General features: G+C 75.7%; 25 protein-coding genes. 7 read left to right on the forward strand and 18 right to left on the reverse strand.

All coding sequences use genetic code 11. From position 1 onward, the window contains the following. Positions 1 to 9 precede the first annotated feature (9 nt). Both AB0C21_RS28055 and AB0C21_RS28060 read left to right on the forward strand, forming a co-directional pair. Positions 10 to 1,269, forward strand: a complete 1,260-nt coding sequence (locus AB0C21_RS28055; protein ID WP_500208203.1) for a class I SAM-dependent methyltransferase — start codon at positions 10 to 12, stop codon at positions 1,267 to 1,269. A 140-nt stretch (positions 1,270 to 1,409) separates the two neighbouring features. Further along, complete coding sequence (locus AB0C21_RS28060) at positions 1,410 to 1,946, forward strand: SRPBCC domain-containing protein (RefSeq protein ID WP_500208204.1); 537 nt, start codon at positions 1,410 to 1,412, stop codon at positions 1,944 to 1,946. A gap of 15 nt (positions 1,947 to 1,961) precedes the next feature. Here AB0C21_RS28060 and rfbD read toward each other — a convergent pair whose 3' ends face one another. The 6 genes from rfbD to AB0C21_RS28090 form a co-directional block, all read right to left on the reverse strand. Next, the gene (rfbD, locus tag AB0C21_RS28065) at positions 1,962 to 2,825 is read right to left on the reverse strand and encodes a dTDP-4-dehydrorhamnose reductase (RefSeq protein WP_500208206.1); all 864 of its coding nucleotides are present in this window, start codon (positions 2,823 to 2,825) and stop codon (positions 1,962 to 1,964) included. Further along, the gene (locus AB0C21_RS28070) at positions 2,822 to 4,336 is read right to left on the reverse strand and encodes an FAD-binding oxidoreductase (protein ID WP_500208208.1); all 1,515 of its coding nucleotides are present in this window, start codon (positions 4,334 to 4,336) and stop codon (positions 2,822 to 2,824) included. Before AB0C21_RS28070 ends, rfbD begins: the two co-directional genes overlap by 4 nt. 20 nt (positions 4,337 to 4,356) lie before the next feature. Then, positions 4,357 to 5,139, reverse strand: coding sequence for an SDR family oxidoreductase (locus AB0C21_RS28075; RefSeq protein WP_500208210.1), 783 nt, complete (start codon positions 5,137 to 5,139; stop codon positions 4,357 to 4,359). 69 nt (positions 5,140 to 5,208) lie between these two features. After that, the gene (locus AB0C21_RS28080) at positions 5,209 to 5,556 is read right to left on the reverse strand and encodes an MmcQ/YjbR family DNA-binding protein (protein ID WP_132195979.1); all 348 of its coding nucleotides are present in this window, start codon (positions 5,554 to 5,556) and stop codon (positions 5,209 to 5,211) included. Continuing rightward, positions 5,553 to 6,851 (reverse strand): activator-dependent family glycosyltransferase, encoded by a 1,299-nt coding sequence (locus AB0C21_RS28085; protein ID WP_500208212.1) that lies wholly within the window; start codon positions 6,849 to 6,851, stop codon positions 5,553 to 5,555. The genes AB0C21_RS28080 and AB0C21_RS28085 overlap by 4 nt, the downstream gene beginning before the upstream one ends. Before the next feature lie 21 nt (positions 6,852 to 6,872). Further along, positions 6,873 to 7,907 (reverse strand): methyltransferase, encoded by a 1,035-nt coding sequence (locus AB0C21_RS28090; RefSeq protein ID WP_500208213.1) that lies wholly within the window; start codon positions 7,905 to 7,907, stop codon positions 6,873 to 6,875. Between the two features lie 236 nt (positions 7,908 to 8,143). Here AB0C21_RS28090 and AB0C21_RS28095 point away from each other — a divergent pair, with 236 nt between their 5' ends. From AB0C21_RS28095 to AB0C21_RS28105, 3 genes are read left to right on the forward strand one after another with little or no spacing between them, the layout of a single operon-like run. Beyond that, on the forward strand, positions 8,144 to 8,350 hold the full coding sequence (locus AB0C21_RS28095; protein WP_500208215.1) for an MbtH family protein: 207 nt from the start codon (positions 8,144 to 8,146) through the stop codon (positions 8,348 to 8,350). 51 nt (positions 8,351 to 8,401) lie between these two features. Beyond that, complete coding sequence (locus tag AB0C21_RS28100; protein ID WP_500208216.1) at positions 8,402 to 9,556, forward strand: epoxide hydrolase family protein; 1,155 nt, start codon at positions 8,402 to 8,404, stop codon at positions 9,554 to 9,556. Positions 9,557 to 9,567: 11 nt separating this feature from the next. Next, on the forward strand, positions 9,568 to 10,812 hold the full coding sequence (locus tag AB0C21_RS28105; RefSeq protein ID WP_500208217.1) for a cytochrome P450 family protein: 1,245 nt from the start codon (positions 9,568 to 9,570) through the stop codon (positions 10,810 to 10,812). A gap of 166 nt (positions 10,813 to 10,978) precedes the next feature. Here the strand turns inward: AB0C21_RS28105 and AB0C21_RS28110 are convergent, their stop codons facing one another. Continuing rightward, positions 10,979 to 12,160, reverse strand: coding sequence for an acyl-CoA dehydrogenase family protein (locus tag AB0C21_RS28110; RefSeq protein WP_500208218.1), 1,182 nt, complete (start codon positions 12,158 to 12,160; stop codon positions 10,979 to 10,981). A 221-nt stretch (positions 12,161 to 12,381) separates the two neighbouring features. Between AB0C21_RS28110 and AB0C21_RS28115 the strand changes: the two genes are divergently transcribed. Continuing rightward, on the forward strand, positions 12,382 to 12,795 hold the full coding sequence (locus AB0C21_RS28115; protein WP_500208219.1) for an SgcJ/EcaC family oxidoreductase: 414 nt from the start codon (positions 12,382 to 12,384) through the stop codon (positions 12,793 to 12,795). 25 nt (positions 12,796 to 12,820) lie between these two features. Continuing rightward, positions 12,821 to 14,176: an FAD-dependent oxidoreductase gene (locus AB0C21_RS28120; RefSeq protein ID WP_500208220.1), complete on the forward strand. Its 1,356-nt coding sequence runs from the start codon at positions 12,821 to 12,823 to the stop codon at positions 14,174 to 14,176. Positions 14,177 to 14,302: 126 nt separating this feature from the next. Here the strand turns inward: AB0C21_RS28120 and AB0C21_RS28125 are convergent, their stop codons facing one another. Genes AB0C21_RS28125 through AB0C21_RS28175 form a run of 11 tightly spaced genes read right to left on the reverse strand, consistent with a single transcriptional unit; the run spans position 14,303 to position 24,631 of the window. After that, positions 14,303 to 15,532: a cytochrome P450 gene (locus AB0C21_RS28125; protein WP_500208222.1), complete on the reverse strand. Its 1,230-nt coding sequence runs from the start codon at positions 15,530 to 15,532 to the stop codon at positions 14,303 to 14,305. Then, the gene (locus AB0C21_RS28130) at positions 15,529 to 17,070 is read right to left on the reverse strand and encodes an AMP-binding protein (protein WP_500208223.1); all 1,542 of its coding nucleotides are present in this window, start codon (positions 17,068 to 17,070) and stop codon (positions 15,529 to 15,531) included. Before AB0C21_RS28130 ends, AB0C21_RS28125 begins: the two co-directional genes overlap by 4 nt. Positions 17,071 to 17,083: 13 nt before the next feature. After that, entirely contained in the window at positions 17,084 to 17,860 is a 777-nt protein-coding gene (locus tag AB0C21_RS28135; RefSeq protein WP_500208224.1) for a class II aldolase/adducin family protein, read from the reverse strand. Continuing rightward, complete coding sequence (locus AB0C21_RS28140; protein WP_500208225.1) at positions 17,857 to 18,042, reverse strand: hypothetical protein; 186 nt, start codon at positions 18,040 to 18,042, stop codon at positions 17,857 to 17,859. Before AB0C21_RS28140 ends, AB0C21_RS28135 begins: the two co-directional genes overlap by 4 nt. Continuing rightward, positions 18,039 to 18,704: a 2-hydroxychromene-2-carboxylate isomerase gene (locus AB0C21_RS28145; protein ID WP_500208227.1), complete on the reverse strand. Its 666-nt coding sequence runs from the start codon at positions 18,702 to 18,704 to the stop codon at positions 18,039 to 18,041. Before AB0C21_RS28145 ends, AB0C21_RS28140 begins: the two co-directional genes overlap by 4 nt. Continuing rightward, on the reverse strand, positions 18,701 to 19,633 hold the full coding sequence (locus AB0C21_RS28150; RefSeq protein ID WP_500208228.1) for a hypothetical protein: 933 nt from the start codon (positions 19,631 to 19,633) through the stop codon (positions 18,701 to 18,703). The genes AB0C21_RS28145 and AB0C21_RS28150 overlap by 4 nt, the downstream gene beginning before the upstream one ends. Further along, positions 19,630 to 20,424 carry an alpha/beta fold hydrolase gene (locus AB0C21_RS28155; RefSeq protein WP_500208230.1) on the reverse strand — a complete coding sequence of 265 codons (795 nt, stop codon included), beginning with the start codon at positions 20,422 to 20,424 and terminating at the stop codon, positions 19,630 to 19,632. The genes AB0C21_RS28150 and AB0C21_RS28155 overlap by 4 nt, the downstream gene beginning before the upstream one ends. After that, positions 20,421 to 21,269: a beta-ketoacyl synthase N-terminal-like domain-containing protein gene (locus AB0C21_RS28160; RefSeq protein WP_500208232.1), complete on the reverse strand. Its 849-nt coding sequence runs from the start codon at positions 21,267 to 21,269 to the stop codon at positions 20,421 to 20,423. The genes AB0C21_RS28155 and AB0C21_RS28160 overlap by 4 nt, the downstream gene beginning before the upstream one ends. Then, positions 21,266 to 22,390 carry a beta-ketoacyl synthase N-terminal-like domain-containing protein gene (locus tag AB0C21_RS28165; protein ID WP_500208234.1) on the reverse strand — a complete coding sequence of 375 codons (1,125 nt, stop codon included), beginning with the start codon at positions 22,388 to 22,390 and terminating at the stop codon, positions 21,266 to 21,268. Before AB0C21_RS28165 ends, AB0C21_RS28160 begins: the two co-directional genes overlap by 4 nt. Next, the gene (locus tag AB0C21_RS28170) at positions 22,368 to 23,429 is read right to left on the reverse strand and encodes a beta-ketoacyl synthase N-terminal-like domain-containing protein (RefSeq protein ID WP_500208236.1); all 1,062 of its coding nucleotides are present in this window, start codon (positions 23,427 to 23,429) and stop codon (positions 22,368 to 22,370) included. The genes AB0C21_RS28165 and AB0C21_RS28170 overlap by 23 nt, the downstream gene beginning before the upstream one ends. Beyond that, the gene (locus tag AB0C21_RS28175; RefSeq protein ID WP_500208238.1) at positions 23,426 to 24,631 is read right to left on the reverse strand and encodes a beta-ketoacyl-[acyl-carrier-protein] synthase family protein; all 1,206 of its coding nucleotides are present in this window, start codon (positions 24,629 to 24,631) and stop codon (positions 23,426 to 23,428) included. Before AB0C21_RS28175 ends, AB0C21_RS28170 begins: the two co-directional genes overlap by 4 nt. Between the last annotated feature and the right edge of the window lie 3 nt (positions 24,632 to 24,634).

Below are 24,634 nucleotides of genomic sequence, written 5' to 3' on the forward strand. Positions count from 1 at the left end.
GGAGGAGCGATGCAGGAGATCGTGCGGAAGGTCGACGGCTGCCGGGTGTGCGGGCGGGACGACTGGCTGGACGTCGTGTCGTTCGGCGAGACCCCGCTCGCCGGCGACTTCCTCGACCCGGACGCCCCGATCGGCGCGGAGCGGCCGGTGCCGCTGGAGGTCGTGGTGTGCCGCGGCTGCCGGCTGATGAGCCTGCGCCACGTCGTCGACCCGGAGGCGATGTTCGGGCACTACCGGTACGTCTCGTCCGAGTCTGAGACGATCATGAGCCACATGCGGCGGCTGGTCGCCGACGCGGACCTGGCCGAGGGCGACCTCGTCGTCGAGTTCGGCAGCAACACCGGCGTCCACCTGGACCTGTTCCGGCGGGCGGGGATGCGGGTGGCGGGCGTCGACCCGGCCCGCAACCTCGCCGAGATCGCCAACGCGCGCGGCGTGGAGACAGTGCCGGAGCCGTTCACCGGACGCGTCGGCGCCCGGCTGGCCGAGCGGCACGGCCGGGCCCGGCTGGTGCTGGGCCGGCAGTGCTTCGCCCACATCAACGGCGTGCACGAGGTCCTGGACGGGGTGACGGCCGTCCTCGACCCGGGCGGCGTGCTCACCATCGAGGTCCCGTACCTGGTGGAGCTGCTCGCCAACGACGAGTTCGACACCATCTTCCACGAGCACCTGTCGTACTTCTCGCTCGGCACGCTGCGCACCCTGTTCGGCATGCACGGGCTCGACCTCGTGGACGTGCGGACGGCGCCCGTGCACGGCGGCTCCATCGTCGTGTCCGCCGCGCCGCGCGGCGCGGGCCGCCCGGAGCGTCCGGCGGTCGCGCGGATGCTGGCCCGCGAGGACGCGCTCGGCCTGTCCGGCGACGGCCCGTACCTGGAATTCGCGCGCCGCACCGAGGCCGCCCGCGCGGAGATCGGCGACCTCGTCCGCTCGCTCGCCGCCGAGGGCCGCACGGTCGCCGGGTACGGCGCGCCCGCCAAGGGCGCCACGCTGCTCAACGCGTGCGGGCTCACGCGGGAGGAGGTGCTGTTCTGCACCGACACCACCCAGCTCAAGCAGGGCCGGCTGATGCCCGGCTCGCGGGTCCCGATCGTCTCGCCGGAGGAGGGGCTGGCCCGCCGGCCGGACTACTTCCTGCTGCTGGCCTGGAACTACGCCGACGAGATCATCGCCCGCGAGAGCGCGTACCTGGAGGCGGGCGGCCGGTTCATCGTGCCGGTCCCGCGGCCCCGGTTCGTGACCGCGCCGTCCGCCGTCGCGGCGCCCTGACGCCGCCGCGACGCCGCCTCGTCCCCTCCCGGCCCGAGCGCCGCGCTACCGCGGGTGTCCTGTCGCCGCCGCGGCGTTCGTCGGGTAGACGAGACCCGACGACGCACGGCCGCCCGTGCCCGACGCCCGAGAGGCCCTTCATGACCGACGCATCCTTTCGGCCCGACGCCGCCCTGTCCCGCGACCCGGGGACGGGGCGGCCCGTGCTGCGGCTCGACCACCACTACCCCCGTCCGGCCGAGCGGATCTGGCGCGCGCTGACCGACGGCGCCGAGCTGTCCCGGTGGACGCCCTGGGAGGTGGCCGTCGACCCCGTCCCCGGCGGCGCGATCCGGCTCTCGTTCGCGGGCGGCGCCCCGGAGGCGGGGACGGTCACCGCGGCCGAGCCGCCCCGGCTGCTGGAGTTCCACTGGCCCGGCATCCCCGGCAGCCCGTACGACGAGAACCTGCGCTGGACGGTCTCGCCCGACGCCGGCGGAAGCGTCCTCGTCCTCGACGTGACGCTGCAGGACCTCGCGCACGCGCCGCAGAGCGCCGCCGGCTACCACCTCTCCCTCGCCCATCTGGACGACCTGCTAGCCGGGCGGCCGGTGCGGCGCGCGCAGATCCCGCCGGCCGACCCGCGGTTCCAGCCGCTCGTGGACCACTACACCGCCGTCCTGCCCGGCGAGGTGTGACCGGCGGCGTTTCGGCTACGCGTCCAGGTCCAGGTGCGGGAACGCGGCTTCCAGTGCCGCGCGCCAGTGCTGGATCGGGGCGAGCCCGGCGCGCGCCCACGCCGCGTGCCCGAGGACGGTGTACCGGGGACGCAGGTGCGCGCCCGGGAAGCGGTCGGCGGGCACCGGCGCCACCCGGCCGGGGTCGGCGCCGAGCAGCCGGAACACCTCGCCGGCGAGGTCCCAGCGGGACGCCGCGCCGCCGCTGGTCGCGTGGAACACCCCGGCGGCGCCCGTCCGGGCGAGCGCGACGATCTGGCGGGCCGCGTCGGCGGCCCACGTGGGCTGGCCCCACTCGTCGTCCACCGCCTCGGCGCGGCCGCCGGCCCGCTCGACCCGGGCCATGGCGCGGACGAAGTCGGTCCCGTGCCGGCTGTAGAGCCACGCCGTCCGGACGATCGCCGCGCCCCCGGCGGCGACCAGGCCGGCGGCGGCGCGCTCCCCCGCGAGCTTGGTGCGGCCGTAGGCGCTGAGCGGGCGCACCGGCGCGTCCTCGGCGTAGGGGCGGCGGGCCGTCCCGTCGAAGACGTAGTCGGTGGACACGTGCACGAGCCGGACCGACGCGTCCGCGCACGCGCGGGCGAGCGCGCCGACCGCGGCGCCGTTGATCCGCAGCGCCTCCGCCTCGCGCTCCTCGGCGCTGTGGAAGTCCGTCCAGGCCGCGCAGTTCACCAGCACGGACGGCCGGTGCCGGCGGACGGCGGCGCGCACCGCCCGCCCGTCGGTGAGGTCGAGGTCGCGCCGCGTCAGGGCGACGGTCTCGGCTCCGCGATCGCGGAGCACGTCCTGCAGCTCGCGGCCGAGCACGCCGCCCGCGCCGGTGATCAGCCAGCGGGTCATGCGGGCGGCCGCACCGACAGGCCGTGCCGGAACACCCCGAGCGGGTCGTAGCGTTCCTTCACCCGCTGCAGGCGCGGATAGTTGCCGCCGTAGTACAGGTCGTGCCACGGCACGCCCGAGGTGTTCCACTCCGGGTCGGCCAGGTCCACGTCCGGGTAGCCGATGTAGGAGCCGTCGCTGACGGCGTCGGGGACCGGCACTCCCCCAGTGTGCGCGTAGACGTCGCGGTAGAAGCGGCGGATCCAGTCGATGCGGGGTCCGTCCTCGTCCGGGGACGTCCACTGGCCGCCGCAGAACATCGCCTTGAGCACGGGCGTCCGGTGCGCCGCGGCCGTGTCGCCGGACGGGACCTCCGCGATCCGGCAGCCGTACCCCGACAGCACGAGGCAGGCGAAGGGGTTGCCGCCGTCCCCGCCGAGGTAGGAGCAGACGACCTCCAGCTGTCGGTCGTCGAACCCCCGGCGCAGGTAGGCGGCCTTGTTCTTGTAGCGGCCCAGCGGCTCGGGAGGCCAGTTGTAGGACGGCATCCAGCCGCTCATCCACGGCTGGACGGCCCGGTCGTCCACGGCCGGGACGACGCCGACCCCGCCGGTGAGCCGCGCGTACTGCTCGTCGAGCAGCTCCGCGGCGCCCGGCGCGGCCTCGTCGACGACCGAGGTCAGCGTGATCGCGCCGGCCGACCGGTGGCCGAGGATGAGGTTGCTCCACAGCGGCGCGGCGGGCGAGCCGGGGGCGGAGTTGTCCTCGTGCCAGTCGCAGAAGTTGCGGACGAGGCGGGTCAGGGCCTTGTCGTCCACCGGTTCCCACGGCCACACCACCGTGCGCCGCAGGACGCGTCCGGGTGCGGCGGGCAGGAGCCGCGCCGGGTCCGCCGAGTCCGCGTCCGGGCTGCGGAACCAGTAGCGGGTCACCACGCCGAAGTTGCCCCCGCCGCCGCCGGTGTGCGCCCACCACAGGTCGCGGTGCGGGTCGTCCGGTTCGCGGGTCGCGGTGACGACGCGCGGCTCCCCGCCGGCGTCCACCACGACGGCCTCGACGGCGTACAGGTGGTCGACGACCAGCCCGTCCCGCCGCGACAGGTGGCCGTAGCCGCCGGCGGCGACGTGGCCGCCCATCCCGACGTCGAAGCAGGTCCCGGCCGGGATCGTCACCCCCCACCGGGCGTGCAGGGCCCGGTACACCGGGCCGAGCCGGGCGCCCGCGCCGACGGCGAACGCGCGGCGGGCCGGGTCGTAGGCCACGCCGTCCAGCTGCGAGACGTCGAGCAGGACCGCGAGGTCGGCGGCGGACGCGAAGCCCTCGAAGCAGTGGCCGCCGCTGCGCGCGGCGATCCGGGCCCCCGAGCCGGCCGCGTCGCGCAGCGCGGCGGCGACGTCCGCCGCCGACACCGCCACCCGGATCTCGCGGGGGCGGGCGGAGAACCGGTGGTTGTAGGCGTCGAGCAGATCCTCGTAGCGCGGGTCGCGCGGTGTCACCACCGCCGTGCGGGCCGCCGGGTCCGTTGCGGTCATGTCGCTCTCCGATCGCCGGTTCAGTTGTGGTACTGGCCCCCGTTGACGTCGAGGCAGTGTCCGGTGACCGCGCGCGCGAGGTCGGAGACCAGGAACACGATCGCGTCGGCGGCCTCGTCCGGCTCGGTGAGCCGGCGCCGGTCGATGGTGGCGGCGGTCTCGTCGTAGACCTGCCGGAGGGGGACGCCGCGCTGCTCGGCGACGGCGGCGAAGTGCGCCTTCACGGCGTCCGCCCACAGCGGCCCGGGCGCGACCGTGTTCACCCGGACGCCGCCGGGTCCGAGCTCGGCCGACAGCGTCTGCGCCACCGCCACCAGCGCGCTCTTCACCGTCTTGTAGACGCCCAGGCCGGGCGGCGACTCGCGGATCACGCTGGAGGCGACCATCACCACGGCGCCGCCGCGCTCGGCGAGCGCGGGCGCCAGCAGCCGGGTCAGCCGAAGCGCCGCGACGACGTCCACGCCCATGCCCGCCGCGAACGCGCCGAGGTCGACGGTCGCCAGGTCGGCCGGGGGGATGCCCGCGGTGGCGTTGTTGACCAGCGCGTCCAGGCGCCCGAACGCGTCCACGGCGCGGGCGGCGAGCGCCGCGGCCGACTCCTCGTCGGTGATGTCGGCCGGCACCGCGACCGCACGGCGGCCGAGCGCCGCCACCTCCGCGGCCACCGCGTCGAGCCGCTCGCCGTCCCGGGCGGCGAGGACGACGTCCGCGCCGGCGCGAGCGCAGCGCAGCGCCGTCGTGCGGCCGAGCCCCGGTCCCACGCCGGAGACCAGGACCGCCTTGTCCCGCAGCAGTCCGTCCATGCCCGTCCCTCCGTCCCCGGGACGGGGGCGGCGACGCCCCGCCGCCCCCGTCCCGTCATCGGCCGCCCGTCACCGGGCGTCGTAAGCGGCGACCACCCTCTTGGGGGCCTTGTTGCGCCAGGCGTTCTCGACCAGTTCCCGGACGCGCTCCTCGTCGACCTTCGCCAGGTCGACCCGCAGGCCGACGAAGATCTTGGTGGCGGCGGTGCGCCACACCTCCTCGTAGACCTCGGAGTCGGCGGCGACGGCCCGCGCCGCCTCCTCCTCCGACACCGAGAAGACCGCGGTCGCCTCCCCCTTCTCCACGCCGGCGAAGGGCTTCTTGCGGACCTTGAAGCTCGGCAGCCGGAAGTGCGTGACCTCCTCCACCTCGGGCAGGGCGAGCGCGAACCGGCGGATGTCGTCGAGGGTGATCACAGCGGGACTCCTTCGGACTCGATGGCGGGGGCGCGCGGCCCTGACCGTCCGGCCGCCGGCCCCTCCAGGGCGGCGGCCACCGCGCCGGGGGCCGGCTCGCTCAGCGTCTCGCGGCGCAGCCGCTCCGCCGCCTCACCGAATCCGGGCTCCGCCAGCAGCCGGGCGACCGCGTCGCGCACGGTGTCCGGGGTGGCCTCGTCGTGGGAGATTACCAATCCGGCCCCGGTCGCCCGCAGAAGATCGGCGCGCACCGTCGAATCGCCGAGCTTGGGCAGCGTGAGCTGCGGGACGCCGTGCCGCATGGCCGTGGACATCACCCCGAACCCGCCCATGTGCACCACGGCCGAGCAGGTCTCCAGGAGCGGGTCCATGGGGACGAAGTCCACGAGCCGCACGTTGTCCGGCACCGCGGGCCGCTCCCCGTCGCCCGCCGCGACGGTCGCGACCACCTCGACGTCGAGGGCGGCGAGCCGGTCCAGCAGGGCCGGGCCGAGCAGGTCGGCGCCGTACAGGCCGCGCGCGGTGAGCCCGCCGGTGACGCACACCCGCGGCCGCCGCGGCGGCTCGCGGAGCCAGTCCGGGATCTCGGCGGGCCCGTTGTAGGGGACGTACCGGGCCGGGATCGTCCGCACCCCGGACTCCAGCCGCATGCTCGGCGGCGACTGGTCGATCGTCCACTGGCCGGTGAACAGCTCCTCGTCGAAGTCCGCGCCGAACCGCGCCGCCTCGGCGCCGAGCCAGTCGCGCAGCGGGTCCGAGCGCAGCCCGGGCGAGCGCTCGGCCAGCAGTTCGGTGAACCGGCGGCGGGCGCGCACCCACACGTCCGCGCCCCAGGTCACGCGGGCGTGCGGGATGCCGAGAGCGCGGGCGGCGACCGCCGCGGCGAACGTGAACGGCTCCCAGAGGATCATGTCGGGGCGCCATTCGCGCGCATAGCCGGCCAGCCCGTCGACCAGGCCGTGGTTGAAGTGCTTCCAGGCGTGCTCGACCTGCTCCTCGAAGTAGGCGTGCAGGTCATCCCAGCCCATCCGGTGGCCGGTGCGGGCCACGTCCGTGACCCGCTGCACCCAGCCCTCCCAGTCGCCCTTCGCCGAGCTGGCCGCCACCACCCGGCGCTGCCAGTCGTGGTCGCCCGCCACGGCGACGGCCGGCAGGCCGCTCTCCAGCACGGCCGGGACCAGCGGACGCTGCGTCGCCACCCGCACCTCGTGCCCGGCGGCGCGCAGCGCCCAGGCGATCGGCACCATCGGAAAGAAGTGCGTCCGCTCGGCGTAGGACGCGAACAGGAACCGCATCGGAACCCCTCCCCGCCGGCCCTAGAGCGGGCGGCCCTCGATGATCGGCAGGCCCCCGGTGCGCACCACCTCGGCGAGCCGCAGGCCCGCCGCCTCCATCAGCTCCGCCAGCCGGGCCGGGCTGCGGCTGCCGCCGCCGCGCATCGCGAGCAGCAGCAGGTCGTACAGCTTCCCCCAGCTGAACGCGTCGCCCGGCTCCGACAGCGGCTCGATCACCAGCAGCCGCGAGTCCGGGCCCATCGCGGCGCGCACCGACCGCAGCACGTCCACCGCGCGGTCGTCGTCCCCGACGTCGTACAGGGCCCGCTTGAGGATGTACGCGTCGGCGCCGGACGGCACCGTCTCGAAGAAGCTGCCGCCCACCACCGTGCACCGGTCGGCCACGCCCGCGGCGGCCAGCACGGGCCCGGCCGCCGCCACGACGCGCGGCTGGTCGAACAGGATGCCGCGCATGCCGGGGTTGGCCTGCAGCAGCGCCGCGAGGAACGCGCCGTTGCCGCCGCCGACGTCGGCGATCGTGGAGAACCGCGACCACGGGTAGGCGGGCAGCAGCGCCCGCACCTCGCGCCGGGTCACGCCGCGCTGCGTCGCGTCGAAGCGGGCGCCCTCGTCCGGGTGCTCCGCCATGTACGTCCAGTAGTCCGTGCCGTGCGCGTGGTCGAAGGCGGGCTCGCCGGTCCGCAGGCTGTGCGGCAGCGACGCCCAAGCCCGGACGTCCGCGGCGAGGAACCGGTAGGCGTCCCGCAGCGACCGCGGGTGGTCGCTGCGCAGCGGCTGCCCCAGCTCCGTCAGCCCGAACACCTCCGGCTCCGGCTCGCTGAACACGCCCCGTCCCGCGAGCGCCCGCAGAGCCTTCAGCAGCGCCCGGGGGTCCGTTCCCGTGCCGCGCGCCAGCTCGTCCACCGGGCGCGGCCCGTCCGCGAGCAGGTCGGCGACGCCGAGGTCGCAGACCGCGCGCAGCGTGAAGGGCACGATGTAGTCGGCCATCTCGGTGAGCCGCGCCACGGACTGCGCGTCCCGGCTCGGCGCGGGGGCCGCTGGGCTGGGCGGGGTCATACGGGTCTCCCTCTGGAGCGTGCCTGGCTGGGTGCGTCCGTGGTGGGCGCCGTGCCCAGGCTCGCCGACCGGCCTACCGGCCCGCATCTCCCGGAATGCCGCGCCGACGCGCAGCCCCGGAGATGCGCCGCACCGCCGCCCCCGGACCGGCCGAACCGGCAATACCGAAGATGCGCGCGCACCCGCCGAATGGGACGGTCGGCTCACGGATCCGAGCGGGAAAGGGACCACCACCGGTGAATCCATTCGACGACGAGAACCTCTCCTTCCGCGTCCTGACCAATTCCGGCGGGCAATTCTCGCTCTGGCCCGGGACGCTCGACGTACCGGCCGGATGGAATGTGCGCCACGGCCCCGCCGCACGAGCGGAGTGCCTGGAATTCATCGCGGCGAACTGGACGGACATGCGGCCCCGCGCCGCGGCCGGACCGGCCGCCCCCTGACCCCCGGCGTCACCCGACGCACCGGCAGCCACCACAGCAGATGGGACAGTCATGCGTTCCTTCCGGATCGACATCCCGCAGGCGGAGCTGGACGACCTGCACCGCCGGATCGCCGCCACCCGGTGGCCCGACGACCTCGGCGGCCCCGGCTGGGACCGCGGCGTGCCGCTCGGCTACCTGCGCGACCTGGCCGAGTACTGGCGGACCGGCTTCGACTGGCGCGCCGCCGAGGCGGAGCTGAACCGGTACCCGCAGTTCACCACCGAGATCGACGGCGCGACCGTCCACTTCCTGCACGTCCGCTCGCCGGAGCCGGACGCCCGTCCGCTGCTGCTGACGCACGGCTGGCCCGGGTCCGTCGCGGAGTTCCTCGACGTCATCGGCCCGCTCAGCGATCCTCGGGCGCACGGCGGGGACCCCGCCGACGCGTTCCACCTGGTGATCCCGTCGCTGCCCGGCTACGGGTTCTCGGCGCCGCTGCGCGACACCGGCTGGGACGTGCCGCGGATCGCCGCCGCGTGGGCGGAGCTGATGCGCAGGCTCGGCTACACCTCCTACGCCGCGCAGGGCGGGGACGCCGGCTCGCCGATCTCCCTGCAGGTCGGCCGCTGCGACCCCGACCACGTCATCGGCGTGCACGTCAACATGCTGATGGCCTTCCCGTCCGGCGACCCGGCGGAGCTGGCCGGCCTCGGCCCGGACGACCAGGCGCGCCTCGGCAGGCTGGCCCGGTTCGACGCGGAGCTGTCGGCGTACATGAAGGTGATGGCCACGCGGCCGCGGACCCTGTCGTACGCGCTGGACGACTCCCCGGTCGGGCACCTGGCGTGGATCGTGGAGAAGTTCGCCGAGTGGACGGACCCGGGCGGGCGCCCGGAGGACGCCGTCGACCGCGACCGGATCCTCACCAACGTGGCGATCTACTGGTTCACCCGCACCGCGCACTCGGCGGCGAACTTCTACTACGAGGGCGCCGCGGCGGTCGCCCAGGCGGCGTCCGGAGTGCAGCCGCCGCCGGTCCCCGTCCCGGTCGGCGTCGCGGTGTTCCCGCACGACATCTTCGTCCCGGTCCGCCGGCTCGCCGAGCGGGACCTGCCGACGATCACGCACTGGACGGAGTTCGACCGCGGCGGGCACTTCGCCGCGCTGGAGCAGCCGGGGCTGCTCGTCGAGGACGTCCGCGCCTTCCTGCGCACGCTCAAGTGAGGAGAGATCCCATGCACGACGGCTGCCCCTTCAAGCTGGACACCACAGGCCGGGACATCCACGGCGAGGCCGCCCTGCTGCGCGCGCAGGGGGAGGCGGTGCAGATCGAGCTGCCCGGCGGGGTGCTCGCCTGGTCCGTCAACCGGCACTCGGTGATCAAGAGGCTGCTGGCCGACCCGCGGGTGACCAAGAGCGCCCGCAACCACTGGCCCGCGTTCATCAACGGCGAGATCCCCCCGGACTGGGAGATGATCAGCTGGATCGCCATGGACAACATGGTGACCGCCTACGGCAAGGACCACGTCCGGCTGCGGCGCCTGGTCGGCAAGGCGTTCACGCCGCGCCGCACCGAGGCGATCCGGCCGCGCGTGGTCGAGCTGACCGGCCAGCTGCTCGACGGGCTCGCCCAGGCGGGCCCCGGCGAGGTCGTCGACCTGCGGGAGCGGTTCGCCTACCCGCTGCCGGCCCGGCTGGTCGCGGACCTGATCGGGATGTCGGAGGAGGCCCGCGCGAAGACCGCGACGGTCATCGACATGATGGTGGACACCACCGTCACGCCCGAGCAGGCGCAGGCGGTGCTGGCCGGATGGCGCGGCGCGATGGCCGAGCTGATCGAGGCGAAGCGCCGCGAGCCCGGCGAGGACATCACCAGCGACCTCATCGCCGCCCGGGACGAGGACGGGTCGCGGCTCAGCGAGGCGGAGCTGACCGACACGATCTTCGCGATCCTCGGCGCCGGCTCGGAGACCACGATCAACTTCTTCGACAACGCGATCACCGCGCTGCTGACCCATCCGGAGCAGCGCGCGCTGGTGACGTCGGGCCGGGCGTCCTGGGCGGACGTCATCGACGAGACGCTGCGGGTCGAGTCGCCGCTGGCGCACCTGCCGCTGCGGTACGCGGTCGAGGACATCGAGCTGGACGGGGTCACGATCCCGAAGGGCGACCCGATCCTGGTCAACTACAGCGCGGTGGGCCGCGACCCGGCCCTGCACGGCGGCGACGCGGACGTCTTCGACGTCACCCGGGCGGACAAGGAGCACCTGTCGTTCGGGCACGGCCCGCACTACTGCCTGGGCGCCGGGGTGGCCCGGATGGTCGCCGAGGTCGGCCTGTCGACGCTGTTCCGCCGCTTCCCCGACCTGGAGCTGGCGGTGCCCTCCGAGGAGCTGACCCCGCTGCCGACGTTCATCATGAACGGGCACCGGACGCTCCCGGTGCGGCTGACCGTCCCGGCCGGCTCGGGACGGCGCTGACCGGCGCGTCCCGCCGCGCACCGCGCGCCGGCCGCCCCACCCGGAGCGGCCGGCGCTTTCCCGTGCCCCGCTCCAGTCCGTGCCCTGTTCCGGCCCGCGCCCCGCCACGACGACGAGGACCGCCGCCGGCGGAGGCCACCGGCGACGGTCCAGGAAGGGGGCGCGGTCAGAAGTACAGGGTGTTGGGCTCCAGGCCGCACAGCACCCGGCCGTACAGCTCGTCGTTGGTGTCGGGGTTCATCAGCGCGTGCGTCGTGATCGCCTGGACGTCGCGCAGGATCCGCTGGATCGGCACGGAGCTGTAGATGGAAGACCCGCCGCTCGCGCCCGCCAGCAGGTCCACGGCCTGCTTGGCGAGCCGGACGGCGCGGCCCATGTCGGCGCGGGCGACCGCGCGCTCCTCGGCGTTCCACGGGGCCCCCGAAGCGCCCTTGGAGTCGACCAGGTCGGCGAGCCGGTGCGCGTGGAAGAACGCCTCGTCGATCCGCATCGCCGCGTCCGCGAGCTGCAGGTGCGTGACCGGCGCCTCGCTCTGCTCCTCGTACGACGTGTAGGTGATCTTGCGGGTGGGCAGCCGGTCGAGGAACTCGGCCTTCGCCGCCGCGGCGAGTCCGACGGCCGTGCCGACCGACAGGACCGACGCGGTCGGCAGCAGCGGCGCCCGCCACACCGGCGACGCGGCGTTGGCCCGCGACGCGTACTGGCCGGCGAGGACCAGCGGCAGCGGCAGGATCCGCCGCTCGGGCACGAAGACGTTCTCCGCGACGGTGCTCACCGAGCCCGTCCCGCGCAGCCCGGAGGTGTCCCAGTCGTCGACCGTCGTGAGGTCGCTCATCGGGACGACCGCCATCACCGGCCAGAAGTCGCCGCCGGGCGCGGGCGCGACCGCGATGACGACCTGCCAGTGGCTGTGCGGGGCGCCGCTGATGAACCCCCACTTGCCGTTCAGGACGAGGCCGCCGTCCGCGGGGACGCCCATGCCGGTCGGGCTGAGCGTGCCGCACAGCCGCACGTCCGGGGTCGCGAACACCTCGTCCTGGACCTCGTCGGGCAGCAGCGCGGCCATCCAGGTGGTGATGGCGTTGACCCCGACGACCCAGGCGGCGGAGCCGTCGCCGGCGGCCAGCTCGGCGACCGCGTCCACGACGGTGCGGGCGTCGCTCTCGAACCCGCCGTAGCGCGCCGGGAGCCGGAGCCGGAACATCCCCGCCTCCGCCAGCGCCGCGACCGCGTCGTCGTGCAGCCGTCCGTTCCGCTCGCTCCACGGCGCGTGCTCGCGCAGCGCCGGCACCGTGTTCCGCGCGGCGGCCACCAGCTCCGCGCGCGATGGCGCTTCGGTGATTGTCACCCTTTCCTCCCAACGCTCGGATTCCCGCATTGCATTCCTTCGGATCCTCACATCGCGCACGCCCGCCCGCCATCTTCTGGAATGCTTCCGAGGAATTGCGGAGAAAGAGCCATGGCGCAAGCCGGAAGATGGCCGCCGGACGGTCGCGGTGGGATTGTCGGAATGCGAGCACGGGACCGTGCTCAGGGAATTGACCGGGCACCGGCAGAAAAGGACCGCACATGACCACGAGCACGTCATCCAGTTCCACCGAGCAGGCCGCCCTGGCGGCCGTCCCGGCGCGCGTCGTCGAGGCCTGGGCGGCGCACGACGCCGGCGCGTTCGCCGAGGTGTTCACCGAGGACGGCACCATGATCCTTCCGGGTGTGTTCCGGGAAGGGCGCGCGGAGATCGCCGGGTTCATGGCGGCCGCGTTCGAGAACGACCTGAAGGGCACCCGGGTGACCGGGACGCCGCTGCACGTCCGGCTGCTCAGCGACACGGTGGGGCTGCTCATCACGCACGGCGGCGTCCTCGCGCCGGGCGAGACCGAGCCCTCGGACGAGCGCGCCATCCGCGCGTCCTGGCTGCTGGTGAAGCAGGAGGGGACGTGGCGGCTCGCCGCCTACCAGAACACCCCGCGCGACGCGCGGTGAGCGACGGCTTCCTACCTTCCGGGAGATGACGGTGAGCGCAAGTGACGGGTCCGTGGGCAGGCGGGCCGTGGTACTCGGCGGGAGCATGGCGGGGCTGCTGGCGGCCCGGGTGCTCGCGGACGCCTTCGACGAGGTGGTGGTGGTCGACCGGGACCGGCTCACGGGGGTGACGGAGGCCCGGCGCGGCGTCCCGCAGGGGAGGCACGTGCACGGGCTGCTCGCCCGCGGGCAGCAGATCCTCGAGGAGCTGTTCCCCGGTTTCACCGAGCGGGCCGTGGCGGCGGGCATCCCGACCGGGGACCTCGGCGAGCTGCGCTGGTTCTTCAACGGCAAGCGGCTCCGCCCGGCCGCGACCGGGTGCATCTGCGTGTCGACCGACCGGCCCGTCCTGGAGGCCCACGTCCGGGACGGCGTGCAGGAGCGGCCGAACGTCCGGTTCATGGAGGAGTACGACATCCTCGGGCCGACGGCGACGGCGGACGGCCGGCGGGTCACCGGGGTGCGGGTCCAGCACGGCGACGCCGAGCCGGAGGTCGTCGAGGCCGACCTGGTGGTGGACGCCACCGGGCGCGGTTCCCGCACGCCGGCCTGGCTCGAGGAGATGGGCCACGCCCGGCCGCGCGAGGAGCGCATCAAGATCGACCTGAGCTACACCACCCGGCACTACCGGCTGCCGGACGAGTCGATCCTGAACGGGGACCTGTCCATCAACCCCGTCTCCACGCCCGCGACGCCGCGGGGGGCGTTCTTCTCCCGGGTCGGGCACGGCCGGTCGATCGTGTCGCTCACCGGGGTGCTGGGCGACAGCGCGCCGACCGACGACGAGGGCTTCGACGCGTGGCTGCGGTCGCTGCCCGTCCCGGACGTCCACGACGCCGTCAAGGACGCCGAGCCGCTGGACGAGCCCGTCGCCTTCCGCTACCCGGCGAGCGTGCGGCGCCGCTACGAGGAGCTGGAGAGCTTCCCGGACCGGTTCATCGTCCTCGGGGACGCGGCGTGCAGCTTCAACCCGGTCTACGGGCAGGGCATGACGGTCGCGGCGCTGGAGGCGCTGACGCTCCGCTCGCACCTGGAGCGCGGTATCCCCGAGCCGCTGCCCTTCCTGAAGGACATCGCCGGGGTCATCGAGGCGCCGTGGCAGATCTCGGCGGGCGGCGACCTCGCCTTCCCCGAGGTGGAGGGCCCGCGGCCGCCCGAGCTGCAGATGGCGAACGCCTACATGGCGCTGCTGCAGTCGGCGGCGACCAAGGACGGGCAGGTCACCCGGGCGTTCATGCGGGTGGCGGGCCTGGTGGACCCGGCGGACGCGCTGATGAGCCCGGAGATGATCTACCGGGTGCTGAAGAGCGGCACCCCGCCGCAGCCGACGCCCGCCGGGTGACGACGGAGTCACCGGACGGGGGAAGGGGAGCGAGGCCGAGGGCCTCGCTCCCCTTTCGCTCGCCTGGATTCTCGTTCGCCTGGTCCTTCGTCCGCCTGGTCGCGGGCCGGGCGGTGCCGCCGCCGGTCAGCGGGGCGCGAACCGCGCCGGGAGGGACTTCACGCCGTTGACGAAGTTCGACTCCAGCCGCACCGCCGGCCCCACCGGCTCGAACCGGCGGAGGTGCGGGCGCAGCGCGGTGAGCAGCTCGGCCAGCTCCAGCCGGGCGAGATGGGCGCCCAGGCAGAAGTGCGGCCCGACGCCGAACGCCAGGTGCGGGTTGGGCCGGCGGGACAGGTCGAGCCGGTCCGGGGCGGTGAAGACCGCCTCGTCCCGGTTCGCGGACGCGTAGTACAGGACGACCTTGTCGCCGCCGCGGATCCGCGCCCCGGCCAGCTCGGTGTCCCGGGTGGCGGTGCGCCGGAACTGCATGATGGGCGTCACCCACCGGATCAGCTCCTCCACGGCGTCCGCCATCGGCACCTCCCCGGCCGCCAGGGCGTCCCGCTGCTCGGGGAAGGCGGCCAGGGCCTGCAGCGAGCCCGAGATCAGGTGCCGGGTGGTCTCGTTCCCCGCGACCACCAGCAGCAGCCAGAAGTTGCAGAACTCGCGGTCGGACAGGTCCGCCGCGGCGAGCCGGCCGATCAGGTCGCCGGCCGGCTCCGCGCGCCGCCGCGCCCGGAGCCGCAGGGCGTACCCGAACGCCTCCGCGAACGTCGCCCGGTAGACGTCGATGTCGCCGCCGCCGTACTCGGGGTCGTCGAAGCCGACGAGGTTGTTGCTCCACCGGTAGAGCAGGTGCCGGTCGGCCTCGTCCACGCCGAGCAGGCCCGCGAGCACCAGCAGCGGCAGCTCGGCGGCGAGGTCGGCGACCGCGTCGAACCGCTCCGCCGCCGCCGCCCGCTCGGCCAGCGCCGCGGCGTGCGCGCGGACCGACCCGGCGAGCGCCCGCACGGCCCGCGGCGTGAACACCGCGGTGATGAGCCGGCGCAGCCGCAGATGCTCCGGCGCGTCCATGTTCACCAGCAGCTGCCGGGCCTGGACGAGGTCGGCGCGGCTGCGCGGGTCGGTGAGGAAGGCGCCCTTCGCGGCCGAGGAGAACACCTCGGGCCGCCGCGACGCCTCCTGCACCGCCGCGTGGGACATGACGGCCCAGTACCCGGTGCCGCGCTGGGCGATCCGCCCGGCGCTGCTGTGCCGGACGAGCAGCGGCTCCTCCACCCGGCCGACGGGCTCCTCCCGGCGCCGCCGCGCGAACTCCGCGTACGGGACGCCGGCGGCGTAGGTGGCGGGATGGGCGATGTCCCGGGCGCTCATGCGGCCGTCCCGGGCAGGTCGCCGAGGCGCAGCGCGTCCCGGCGGAGCTTCCCGGTGGGCTCGCGCGGCAGCGTATCGACGAAGTGGTAGGTGCGGGGGGCCTTGAACCCGGCGAGCCGGGTGCGGCAGTGCCGGTCCAGCCGGACTGCGAGGTCGGAGCCGGTGCCCGGGGCGGGCTCCACGACCGCGACGACCCGCTCGCCGAACTCCGGGTCGGGCAGCCCGACCACGGCGACGTCGCGGACGCCCGGGTGGGCGATCAGCGCCGCCTCCACCTCGGCGGGATAGACGTTGACCCCGCCGGTGACGATCATGTCCTGCTCCCGGCCGGTGAGGTAGAGGTGGCCGTCCTCGTCGAGGCGGCCGAGCTCGCCGAACGTGAAGGTGTCGGGCGCGAGGTGCGCCTTGCGGGTCTTGTCCGGGTCGTTGTGGTAGCTGAAGCTCCGGCCGACCTTGCGGCGGACGAAGACGCGCCCCTCCCGGCCGGGCGGCAGCGGCGCGCCGTCCGGGCCGACGACCAGCAGTTCGTAGGCGGGCACGGCGCGGCCCACGCTGCCGGGACGGCGCAGCCACTCGTCGGAGTCGATGAGGGTGACGGCGCCGCCCTCGGTGGCGCCGTAGTACTCCACGAGCACCGGCCCCCACCAGTCGATCATCGCGCGCTTCACCTCGGCCGGGCAGGGCCCGCCGCCGTGCCACACCCGCCGCAGGCTCGCGCCGGAGAACGCCCGGCGCGTCTCCTCGTCCAGCCGTAGCAGCCGGACGAACTGGGTCGGCACCAGGTGGACGGCGGTGATCTGCTCCCGGTCGATGGTGCGCAGCGTGGCGGCCGGGTCGAAGCGGCGCCGGACCACCAGCCGGGACCCCTGCAGCAGCGAGAGCAGCGAGAAGAACAGTTGCGCCGAGTGGTACCAGGGGCCGTCGAGCATCACCCGCTCCCCCGCGGGGACGCCGAGGACCGTCCGGGCGTAGCGGGTGAGCCGGTCGACCTTCTCGAACGGGGCCCCGACCGTGAAGAGGTTGTTGACGACGCCCTTGGGCTTGCCGGTGGTACCGGAGGTGTAGAGCATCGTCGATCCGCACGACTGCCGTCCGGGACCGGCGGGATCGGCGGCGGCCAGCAGCGGCTCGGCGGCCGCGAACCCGTCCCGGTCCCGGTCGCCGAGGACGATCCCCAGCGCGCAGCCCTCGGTGCGCGCCTCGGCCGCCGTCGCCGCGTAGGCGGGTTCGGCGACCAGGGCGCGGCTGCCGGAGTCGGCGAGGATGTGGCGGATCTCCGGGGCGGTCAGGTGCCAGTTCACCGGCACCAGCACGAGGCCGCCGTGCAGGCACGCCAGCAGCAGCTCGAACGCCTCGGGCCGGTTGCCGACGACGGCGGCGACCCGGTCGCCCTCGCCGAGGCCGGCGCGGGCGAGCACGTCCCTCCAGCGGTCGACCCGCTCGCCGAGCCCGCTCCAGGTGAGCGCCGCGCCGCCCTCGCCGGCGAGCGCGATCCCGGAGCCGTCCCGGTCGATGTGTCGGTTCAGCAGCGTGGGCATGGGCGAAGGTCTCCTACTCCAGCAGGCCGGGCTCTGCCCGGACGATGTCGGCGTACAGCGGCCGGAAATTGAGCCGCCCCATCGCGGGAGAGCCCATGTGCGCGCGGGTCTCCCGGGCCGTCTCGGGGGGGATCGGGACGGGGACGCCCGCCGCCTCGGCCAGCAGCTGGATCTGGCAGCACCGCTCCATGGACACGAACCACCAGGCGGCCTCCTGGACCGTTCCGCCGACGGTCAGCAGCCCGTGGTTGGCCAGGACGACGGCCTTCCCGGTGCCGAGGCTCGCGGCGACCCGGTCGCCCTCCTCGGCGTCCAGGACGACCCCGCCGAACTCGCGGTACACCGCGTGGTCCTCGAAGAAGGCGCACGCGTCCTGGGTGAGCGGGTCCAGGAGGCGGCCCAGCGCGGACCAGGCCCGGCCGTGCACCGAGTGGGAGTGCGCGGCGGCCACCACGTCCGGGCGGGCCGCGTGCACGCGCGAGTGGATCGCGTACCCGGCCGGGTTCACGCTCCCCTCGCCGTGCAGGACCGTCCCGTCGGCGTCGACCAGCAGCAGGTCGCTGACCCGCACGTGACCGAAGTCGACGCCGAACGGGTTGATCCAGAACCGGTCGGGGTGCTCCGGGTCGCGGACGGTGATGTGGCCGCCCGCGCCCTCGGCGAACCCGAACCGGGCGAACAGCCGCAGCGCGGCGGCGAGCCGCTGCTTGCGGTACAGCCGCTCCTCGTCCGGGCTCCGCTCGGGCCGGCGCGGGGCGCGCCGCTCCCCCGCGGGCGGGGCGGTCCTCATCCGCAGCCCCCCGCGGTGTCGACGTCGTAGGCGCGGCCGCCGTCCAGCAGTTCGGCGGGGATGCCCTCCCACGGGTCCGGCTCGTCCGGCCCGGCCTCAGGCATGGTCCGGGGCGCGTCATGCGGCGTGTCGTGCGGCGCGGTGCCGGTCCGGGGCCGGACGTGCGCGGGCGTCTCGGTCATGTGGTGCTCCCTTCGAGCGCCGGTCTCCAGGTCTCCAGAAAGGCGTCCAGGCGGTCGTAGCCCCAGAACCGGTGCCGGCCCCACTTCAGGTAGGGGATGCCGAACACGTCGTCGAGGTACGCCTGGTAGAGGCAGTCGGCGGCCTCGGCCCGGATGGACGGGTCGTCGGGCGCGGCCGCGGCGTCGTCCGGGTCGAGGCCCGCCTCGGCGGCGGCGGCGCGGACGACGGACGGGTCGCAGATGTCGTCGCCGCGTCCCCACCGGGCCCGGACGACCGCCTCGTAGAACGGGCGGGCCAGGCCGCGGCGGCGGGCCAGCAGCCAGGCCAGGTGCGGCGGCTCCCACCACGGGTCGACGTCGACGGGCCACGCCATGGCCAGCCCGGCGCGCTCGGCCGTCCGCTTGGTGTCGAGCAGCATGTACAGGTGCTTCGCGCGGCTCATCTGCACGTAGTGGAACTCGCCGCCGCGCTCGCGCAGCAGCTCGCAGGTCCGCTCGTCCGGGTCCCAGTAGGGGAACAGGTCGAACGTCTCGAAGGCGTCGGGCGCCTCTTCCAGGAGGCGGTGGACCGTCAGCCAGCTGTAGGGGCTGCGGAAGGAGAAGTAGAGCCGGGGCCGCCGGGTCCGTGCCGGCTTCCCCGTCCGCGCCGCCGGCCGCGTCATCGTCCGCCCCCGGTCAGCGCCGCGACGGTGGCGTCGTCCAGCTCGGCGAGGCCGCCCGCGCCCTCGCCCGCGGCGATCGCGTAGCCGTGCAGGATGCTCGCCGTGGCGACGGGGACGAGCCGGTCGCCGCGCTGGACGTAGCAGTCCATCCGGGCGTCGAACATCACGCCGCGCAGGATGTCCACGACCGTGAAGACGGTGTGCACGGTCTCCTCCATGCGCGCCGGGGCGAGCAGGCCGATCCGGGCGCGCGACACGACGGGGATCCAGGACCTCTCCTCCAGCAGCCGTCCCACGGAGATGCCGCGGTCGGCGAGGAAGCGGTCCACGACCTCCTCCAGCGCGCGGACGAACCCGGAGTGCTGCACGCGGTCGGTGTAGTGGCAGTAGAAGTAGGGCGCCCGCCACGACCACAGGAACGCGTCGGCGCCGACCGCGCTCCGGACGGAGCGTCCCGGCGGGAGCGGGATGGGGGCGGGGCCGCCCGGACGCGCCAGTTCGGCGGTCTCCAGGGCGGCGAGCGCCGGCGGCGCGGGGCGGTGCCGGTCGGCCTTGCGCTCGCGGACCAGCGCCACCGTCACCTTGCCGCGCAGCACGGTCACCTCGGCGCCGTCGCGGACCACGGTGAGCCGCACGTCGAGGCGGCCGTCGGGGCGGGCGGCGACCCGGGCGGTCACCTCGTCGTCGATCTCCAGGACGGCGGGCAGCTGCACGGAGCACTCGACGATCTCCGCGCCGAGCCCGTGCTCGAGGAACAGGGTGCGGGCGCCCGCGCCCTGGTCGGCCAGCCACTGCAGGACGGCCTGCTCGACCAGGTAGATGAAGTGCTTGAAGCCGATCCAGGTGCGGATGTTGGCGCCCTCGTAGCCGGGGCGGGCGCGCACGACCGTCGGCGCGGCGGTCGTCGGTGCTACCGGGGTTGCGGTCATCGGGGGTTGCCTGCCGTTCTCGTCGGGGACGGGTGGACCGCGCGGGCCAGCCGGGCGATCCGGCCGGCGATGGCGGGGGCGTGGCGCAGATGGCAGAAGTGGTCGTAGCCGGGGCCGATGACGGCCTCGGCTCCGGGCATGCCGGCGGCGAGCTCGCGGGCCGCCTCGCCCGAGGTGGCGGGGTCCTGGTCGCCGGCGATGACGAGGGCGGGCCGCGCCGCCGACGCCAGCGGCAGGTCGGCGGTGGCCGCGTACTGCTCGAACACCGTCAGGAAGCCGGCCGGGCCGACCCGGTCCACGGCGAGGTCCATCATCGTGTCGAGCAGCGCCGGGTTCAGCGTCGCGGCCCGGGGCCCGAGGCGGGCCCGCACGCCGTCGCGGATGTGCTGCGTGAACGTACTGCGCGACCGGTCGAGCATCCGCCAGGTCAACCGGTGCCGGGGCGGCCGGTACAGCGGGCACAGCAGCGCCGAGGCGCGCCCGGCCCGGGGGTCGTCCGCGCACAGCAGCTCCAGCGCCGCGTTGGCGCCGAAGGAGTGCGCGACGAGGACGTCGGGGACGGCGCCGACGAGGTCGAGGCCGTCGCCGAGCCACTCGCCGGGCCGCCGGTGCCGCCAGCGGTAGTCGTTGCCGGCGCGCCACGGCAACTCCAGCGCGACCATCCGCCAGCCGCGGTCGAGCCGGCGGGCCAGGGGCGCCCAGCTCGTCCAGGCGTCCTCCAGGCCGTGCGCGAAGACGATCAGCGGGGCGCCGGGCCGGCCGGGCGACAGGACGTGCAGCGGCACGGTCATCGCGCCCTCCGCACCCGGGCCGCGCCGTGCACGTCCGCCGCGCAGGCCCCCTCGTCGGCGACGAGGTGGGCGGCGAGCGCCAGCCCGACCACCGTCTCGGCTCCGTGGTGGTCGCCCCATTCCGCCGCCGTGTCGAACCCGCCGGGCCCGATCGCGACCGCGTCCCCGCCGCCTGGGTCGCACAGTTCGAGACGCGCGCCGTCCGGCGGCGCCGTCTCCGGCACGGCTTCGAGGACGACGCAGGCGGCTCCGGCGGCGAGGGGCGACGCGGGGTCGCCCGCCGCGTGCAGGGCGGTTGCGACCTCGTCGCCGGGTTCCGCGCCGACGAGGACGACCCGGTCGGCGCGGCGGGCGCGCAGCAGGGTGAGCGCGAGCCGCAGGCCGTGCGCGCCGGAGCCCGGGCCGGACGACACCATCAGGTTGGGACCGCCGAGGCGGAAGCGGATCGCGACCGTGGCGGCGACCACGTTCCCGGACACGTTGGGCGCGTCCAGGATGCTGGCGGCCGCCGCCCCCTCCGTCGCGACGGCGCGCGCGACCCGGGCGACGGCCTCGGCGTTGCCGAGGTCGCCGCAGGCGACGACGGCCGCGCGCGGATCGGCGGGGCCGTCCGGACGGTGCTTCGGCGGCAGGTCCAGCGCCCGGTGCACCGCGCACAGCGCGAGCCGCGCCGCGGGCTCCATGCCCAGCAGCCCCTTCCGGCCGAGGACGTCCGCCGCGCGATCCGCCGGAACCGCATCGGCACGCGCCCAGGCGCCCGGCGGCGTCCCGAAACGGGCGGCCAGCGCATCGGCCGGGCGCACGCCCGGCAGGTGCAGGCTCCACCCGGTCATCGCGACGTTCATGAGGGGGCCTCCAAAAGCGTGACGGCGTTGACGCCGCCGAAGCCGAAGGCGTTCAACTGGACGAGCCCGGACGGCAGTGCGGCCGGCCCGTCCTGGACGAACCGCACGTCCGCGCCCTCGTCCAGGACGGTCCGCAGGCCGACGACCGGCGGGACGGCGCCCTCCTCCAGGCAGCGGACCGCGACGTCCAGGTTGACCAACGCGGCGGCGCCCGAGGTGTGCCCGACCGCCCCCTTCACGGCGGTGACCAGCGGCGCGCAGCCGAGGTCGCGCAGGGCCCGGCACTCGGCGGGGTCGTTCAGCGCCGTCCCGGTCCCGTGCGCGACCACCAGGCCGACCTCGGCGGGGCGGCGTCCGGCGCGGTCGAACGCGTCCCGCATCGCGCGGCCGATGCCGGCGACGTCCGGGGCGGTCGGATGGGCCGCGTCGCACGACAGACCGGTCGCGAGCAGCCGGGCGAGCGGCCGGACGCGCCGCCGGCCGGACGGGCGCCGCTCCGGGACGACGACCACCGCAGCGGCGCCCTCGCCCAGCAGGACGCCCTCGCGTCCGGCGTCGAACGGGCGGACCGCCGACGCGGGCACGGGCGACACGCGGCCGATCATGGCGAGCATCGACCGGGTCGCGGTGTCGGCCGCCGCGGCGACGACGGCGTCCGCGGCGCCGAGCTCCACGAGGTCCTGGGCGAGCGCGAGGGCGTGGCCGCCCGCGCTGCACGCGCCCGACAGCGTCGTCACCTCGGCGGCGCCGGGCAGCGCCGCCCGGACGGCCGCCTCGAAGTCCAGGGCGCGCGGCGGGACGTCCGTCCCGTCGACCGCCCACCGCTCGACCGCCGACAGCTCCCCGAGCCCGGTGCCCACGAGGACGGCGATCCGCTCGCGCGCGGGGTCGAGCCCGGCGCTCCGGACCGCCTCCGCGACGACGTCGGTGAGCAGGCGGCTCGCCTTGAACGCCGAGCCGCCGCCGTCGACGAGGTGGTAGCCGGTCGTCACGCCCGGCACGCCGGGCCCGCCGTCCCGCAGCGGCCCGGCCCCGGTGCGCCCGGCGAGCAGCGCGGCGAACGTGTCGGCGCCGGTCCCGAAGCAGGTCCGGACCGCGCTAGCCGTGATCAGCGCCGGCACCGGCGGCCCCCCTCCGGTCCGGCCCGCCGCGGACGACCGCGACCCCCGCGGCCCCGTCCGCGCCGCGGGCGGTGAGCAGCGCGACGCCGCCGCCGTCCAGCCGGCCGGACGCCAGCAGGGCGCCGAGGCCGAGCGCGGACGTCGCGGCGCCGCAGTCCCCGGCGTCCCGGCCGGCCGGGACCCGGTCCGGGCTCCGGCCGAGCACCCGCGCGACCGGCGCGTACTCGCCGCGGTCGGCGTCGGCGCCCTCCCCGGTGACCACGGCGGCCACGTCGGCGGGGGCGATCCGCGCGCGGGCGAGGGCCCGCTCCGCGCACCCGGCCAGGGCGCGGCCGTCCGGATCGCCGCCGGGGCCGTACCCGGTCGCGACCGCGAGGATCTCGGCGGCGCGGTGCGCCCCCGCCCAGGACGGGGCGCGCGGGCCGGTCAGCACGAACACCCCGGCGCCCTCCCCCGCCTCGAACGCGCCGGGCGGGGCGGTCAGGTGCGACGCCCAGGCGCGGTGCGGGGTGAACTCCTCGGCCGCTCCGGTGAGCATCACGTCGGCGTAGCCCCGCTCGATCGCGTTGCCCGCGTACCGGACCGCGTTCAGGAACGCGACCGGCCCGCCGGCGATCGTGGCGTTGACGGCCTTCAGCCCGAACCGGATCGCGACCTGCCCTGCCGCGCAGTTCATCACCGTGTTCGGGAACAGCAGCGGGTTGACGAGGTAGGGCCGCTCCTGGACGAGCGTGTCGCGGCTGTAGTCGCTGGTGGACTTGAAGCTGCCCATCGTCGTGCCGAGGGCGACCCCGGTCCGGGTGCGCGCGGCGCCGTCGACGGCGGTGCCGGCGTCCCGCAGCGCGTCCTGGCAGCAGACGACGGCGAGCCCGGTGACCCGGTCGTAGGAGCCGGTGCCCTTGCGGCCGAGCCGGGCGCGCACGTCGAAGCCGGCGACCGCCCGGCCCGTAGGCGAGGGCAGCGGCTCCTCGTACAGCTCCGCGACCTTCGCCGGGCCGCCGGTGAGCACGCTCCAGCCCGCGATGCCGATGCCCGTCACGCGACCGCTCCCAGCATCACGATGGCGTTGTTGCCGCCGAACGCGAACCCGTCGTTCTGCGCGATCCGGGGCCGGGCCCGGCGGGCGGTGTTCGGCACCGGGTCGATGCCCGGCATGCCGGGGTCGGGGGTCGTCCAGTTGATGGTGGGCGGCAGGAACCCCTGGTCGATGGCCAGGACGGCGGCGATCGCGCCGAACCCGCAGGCCGCGCCCATCGTGTGCCCGATCATGGACTTGATGGAGCTGACCGGCGGCGGGTCGTCCCCGAACACCTCCAGGATGGCCTTGCTCTCCACCAGGTCGTTGGTGGGCGTTCCCGTCCCGTGGGCGCAGATGTAGTCGACGTCGCCCGGCGCCACCCCGGCGTTGCGGTGCGCGAGCCGCATGCACTCGGCGACGCTCGCCGTGTCGGGCGCGACCGGATGCCTGGCGTCGCAGTTCAGCCCGTGGCCGAGCAGCTCGGCGTGGATGCGGGCGCCGCGCGCCCGCGCGTGGTCGAAGGTCTCCAGGAGCAGCACGGCCCCGCCCTCCCCGGTGAGGATGCCGGAACGGTCCCTGTCGAAGGGGGCGCAGGCGTGCTCCGCCAGCGCCCCGAGCCGGTAGAACCCGGCGTGGGCCCACCGGCAGACGGAGTCGGCGCCGCCGGCCAGCACGACGTCGGCCTCGCCGGTGACCAGCAGGTCGTAGGCGTAGCCGAGGGCGTAGTTGCTGGCCGAGCACGCCGTCGCGATCGTGAGCGACTCGCCGAGCAGGCCGAGCTCCTCGCTGACCGCGTTCGCCAGCCGCCCGGCCGGCACCTGCGCCAGCAGCGCCGGGTCCTGCGCGGCGAAGCCGTCCTCGACGATCTGCGCGGTCAGCGCCTCGGCGACCGCCGACTCGCCGCTGGTGGTGCCGATGACGGCGTGCGCCCGGCCCGGGTCGAGGGACCCGGGGTCCAGGCCGCCGTCGGCGGCGGCCAGCCGCGCCGCGCTCGCGGCGAACAGGCTGGACCGCCCCCAGCGTCGCGGGTCCAGCCGGCGCAGCCGGCCGTCCGGCCGGAAGCCGCGGACCTCGCCGGCGTTCTGGTGCGGGAACCCGGACGGATCGAAGCTCGTGATCCGCGAGATCCCGGACCGTCCCGCCCGCAGCGCCCCGGCGAACGCCCGGCGCCCCACGCCGATGCTGGACACCGGGCCGAGCCCGGTCACCGCGACGCGCGCCATCGG

The organism is Spirillospora sp. NPDC049024 (genome assembly GCF_040649235.1).
Taxonomy (GTDB): Bacteria; Actinomycetota; Actinomycetes; order Streptosporangiales; family Streptosporangiaceae; genus Spirillospora.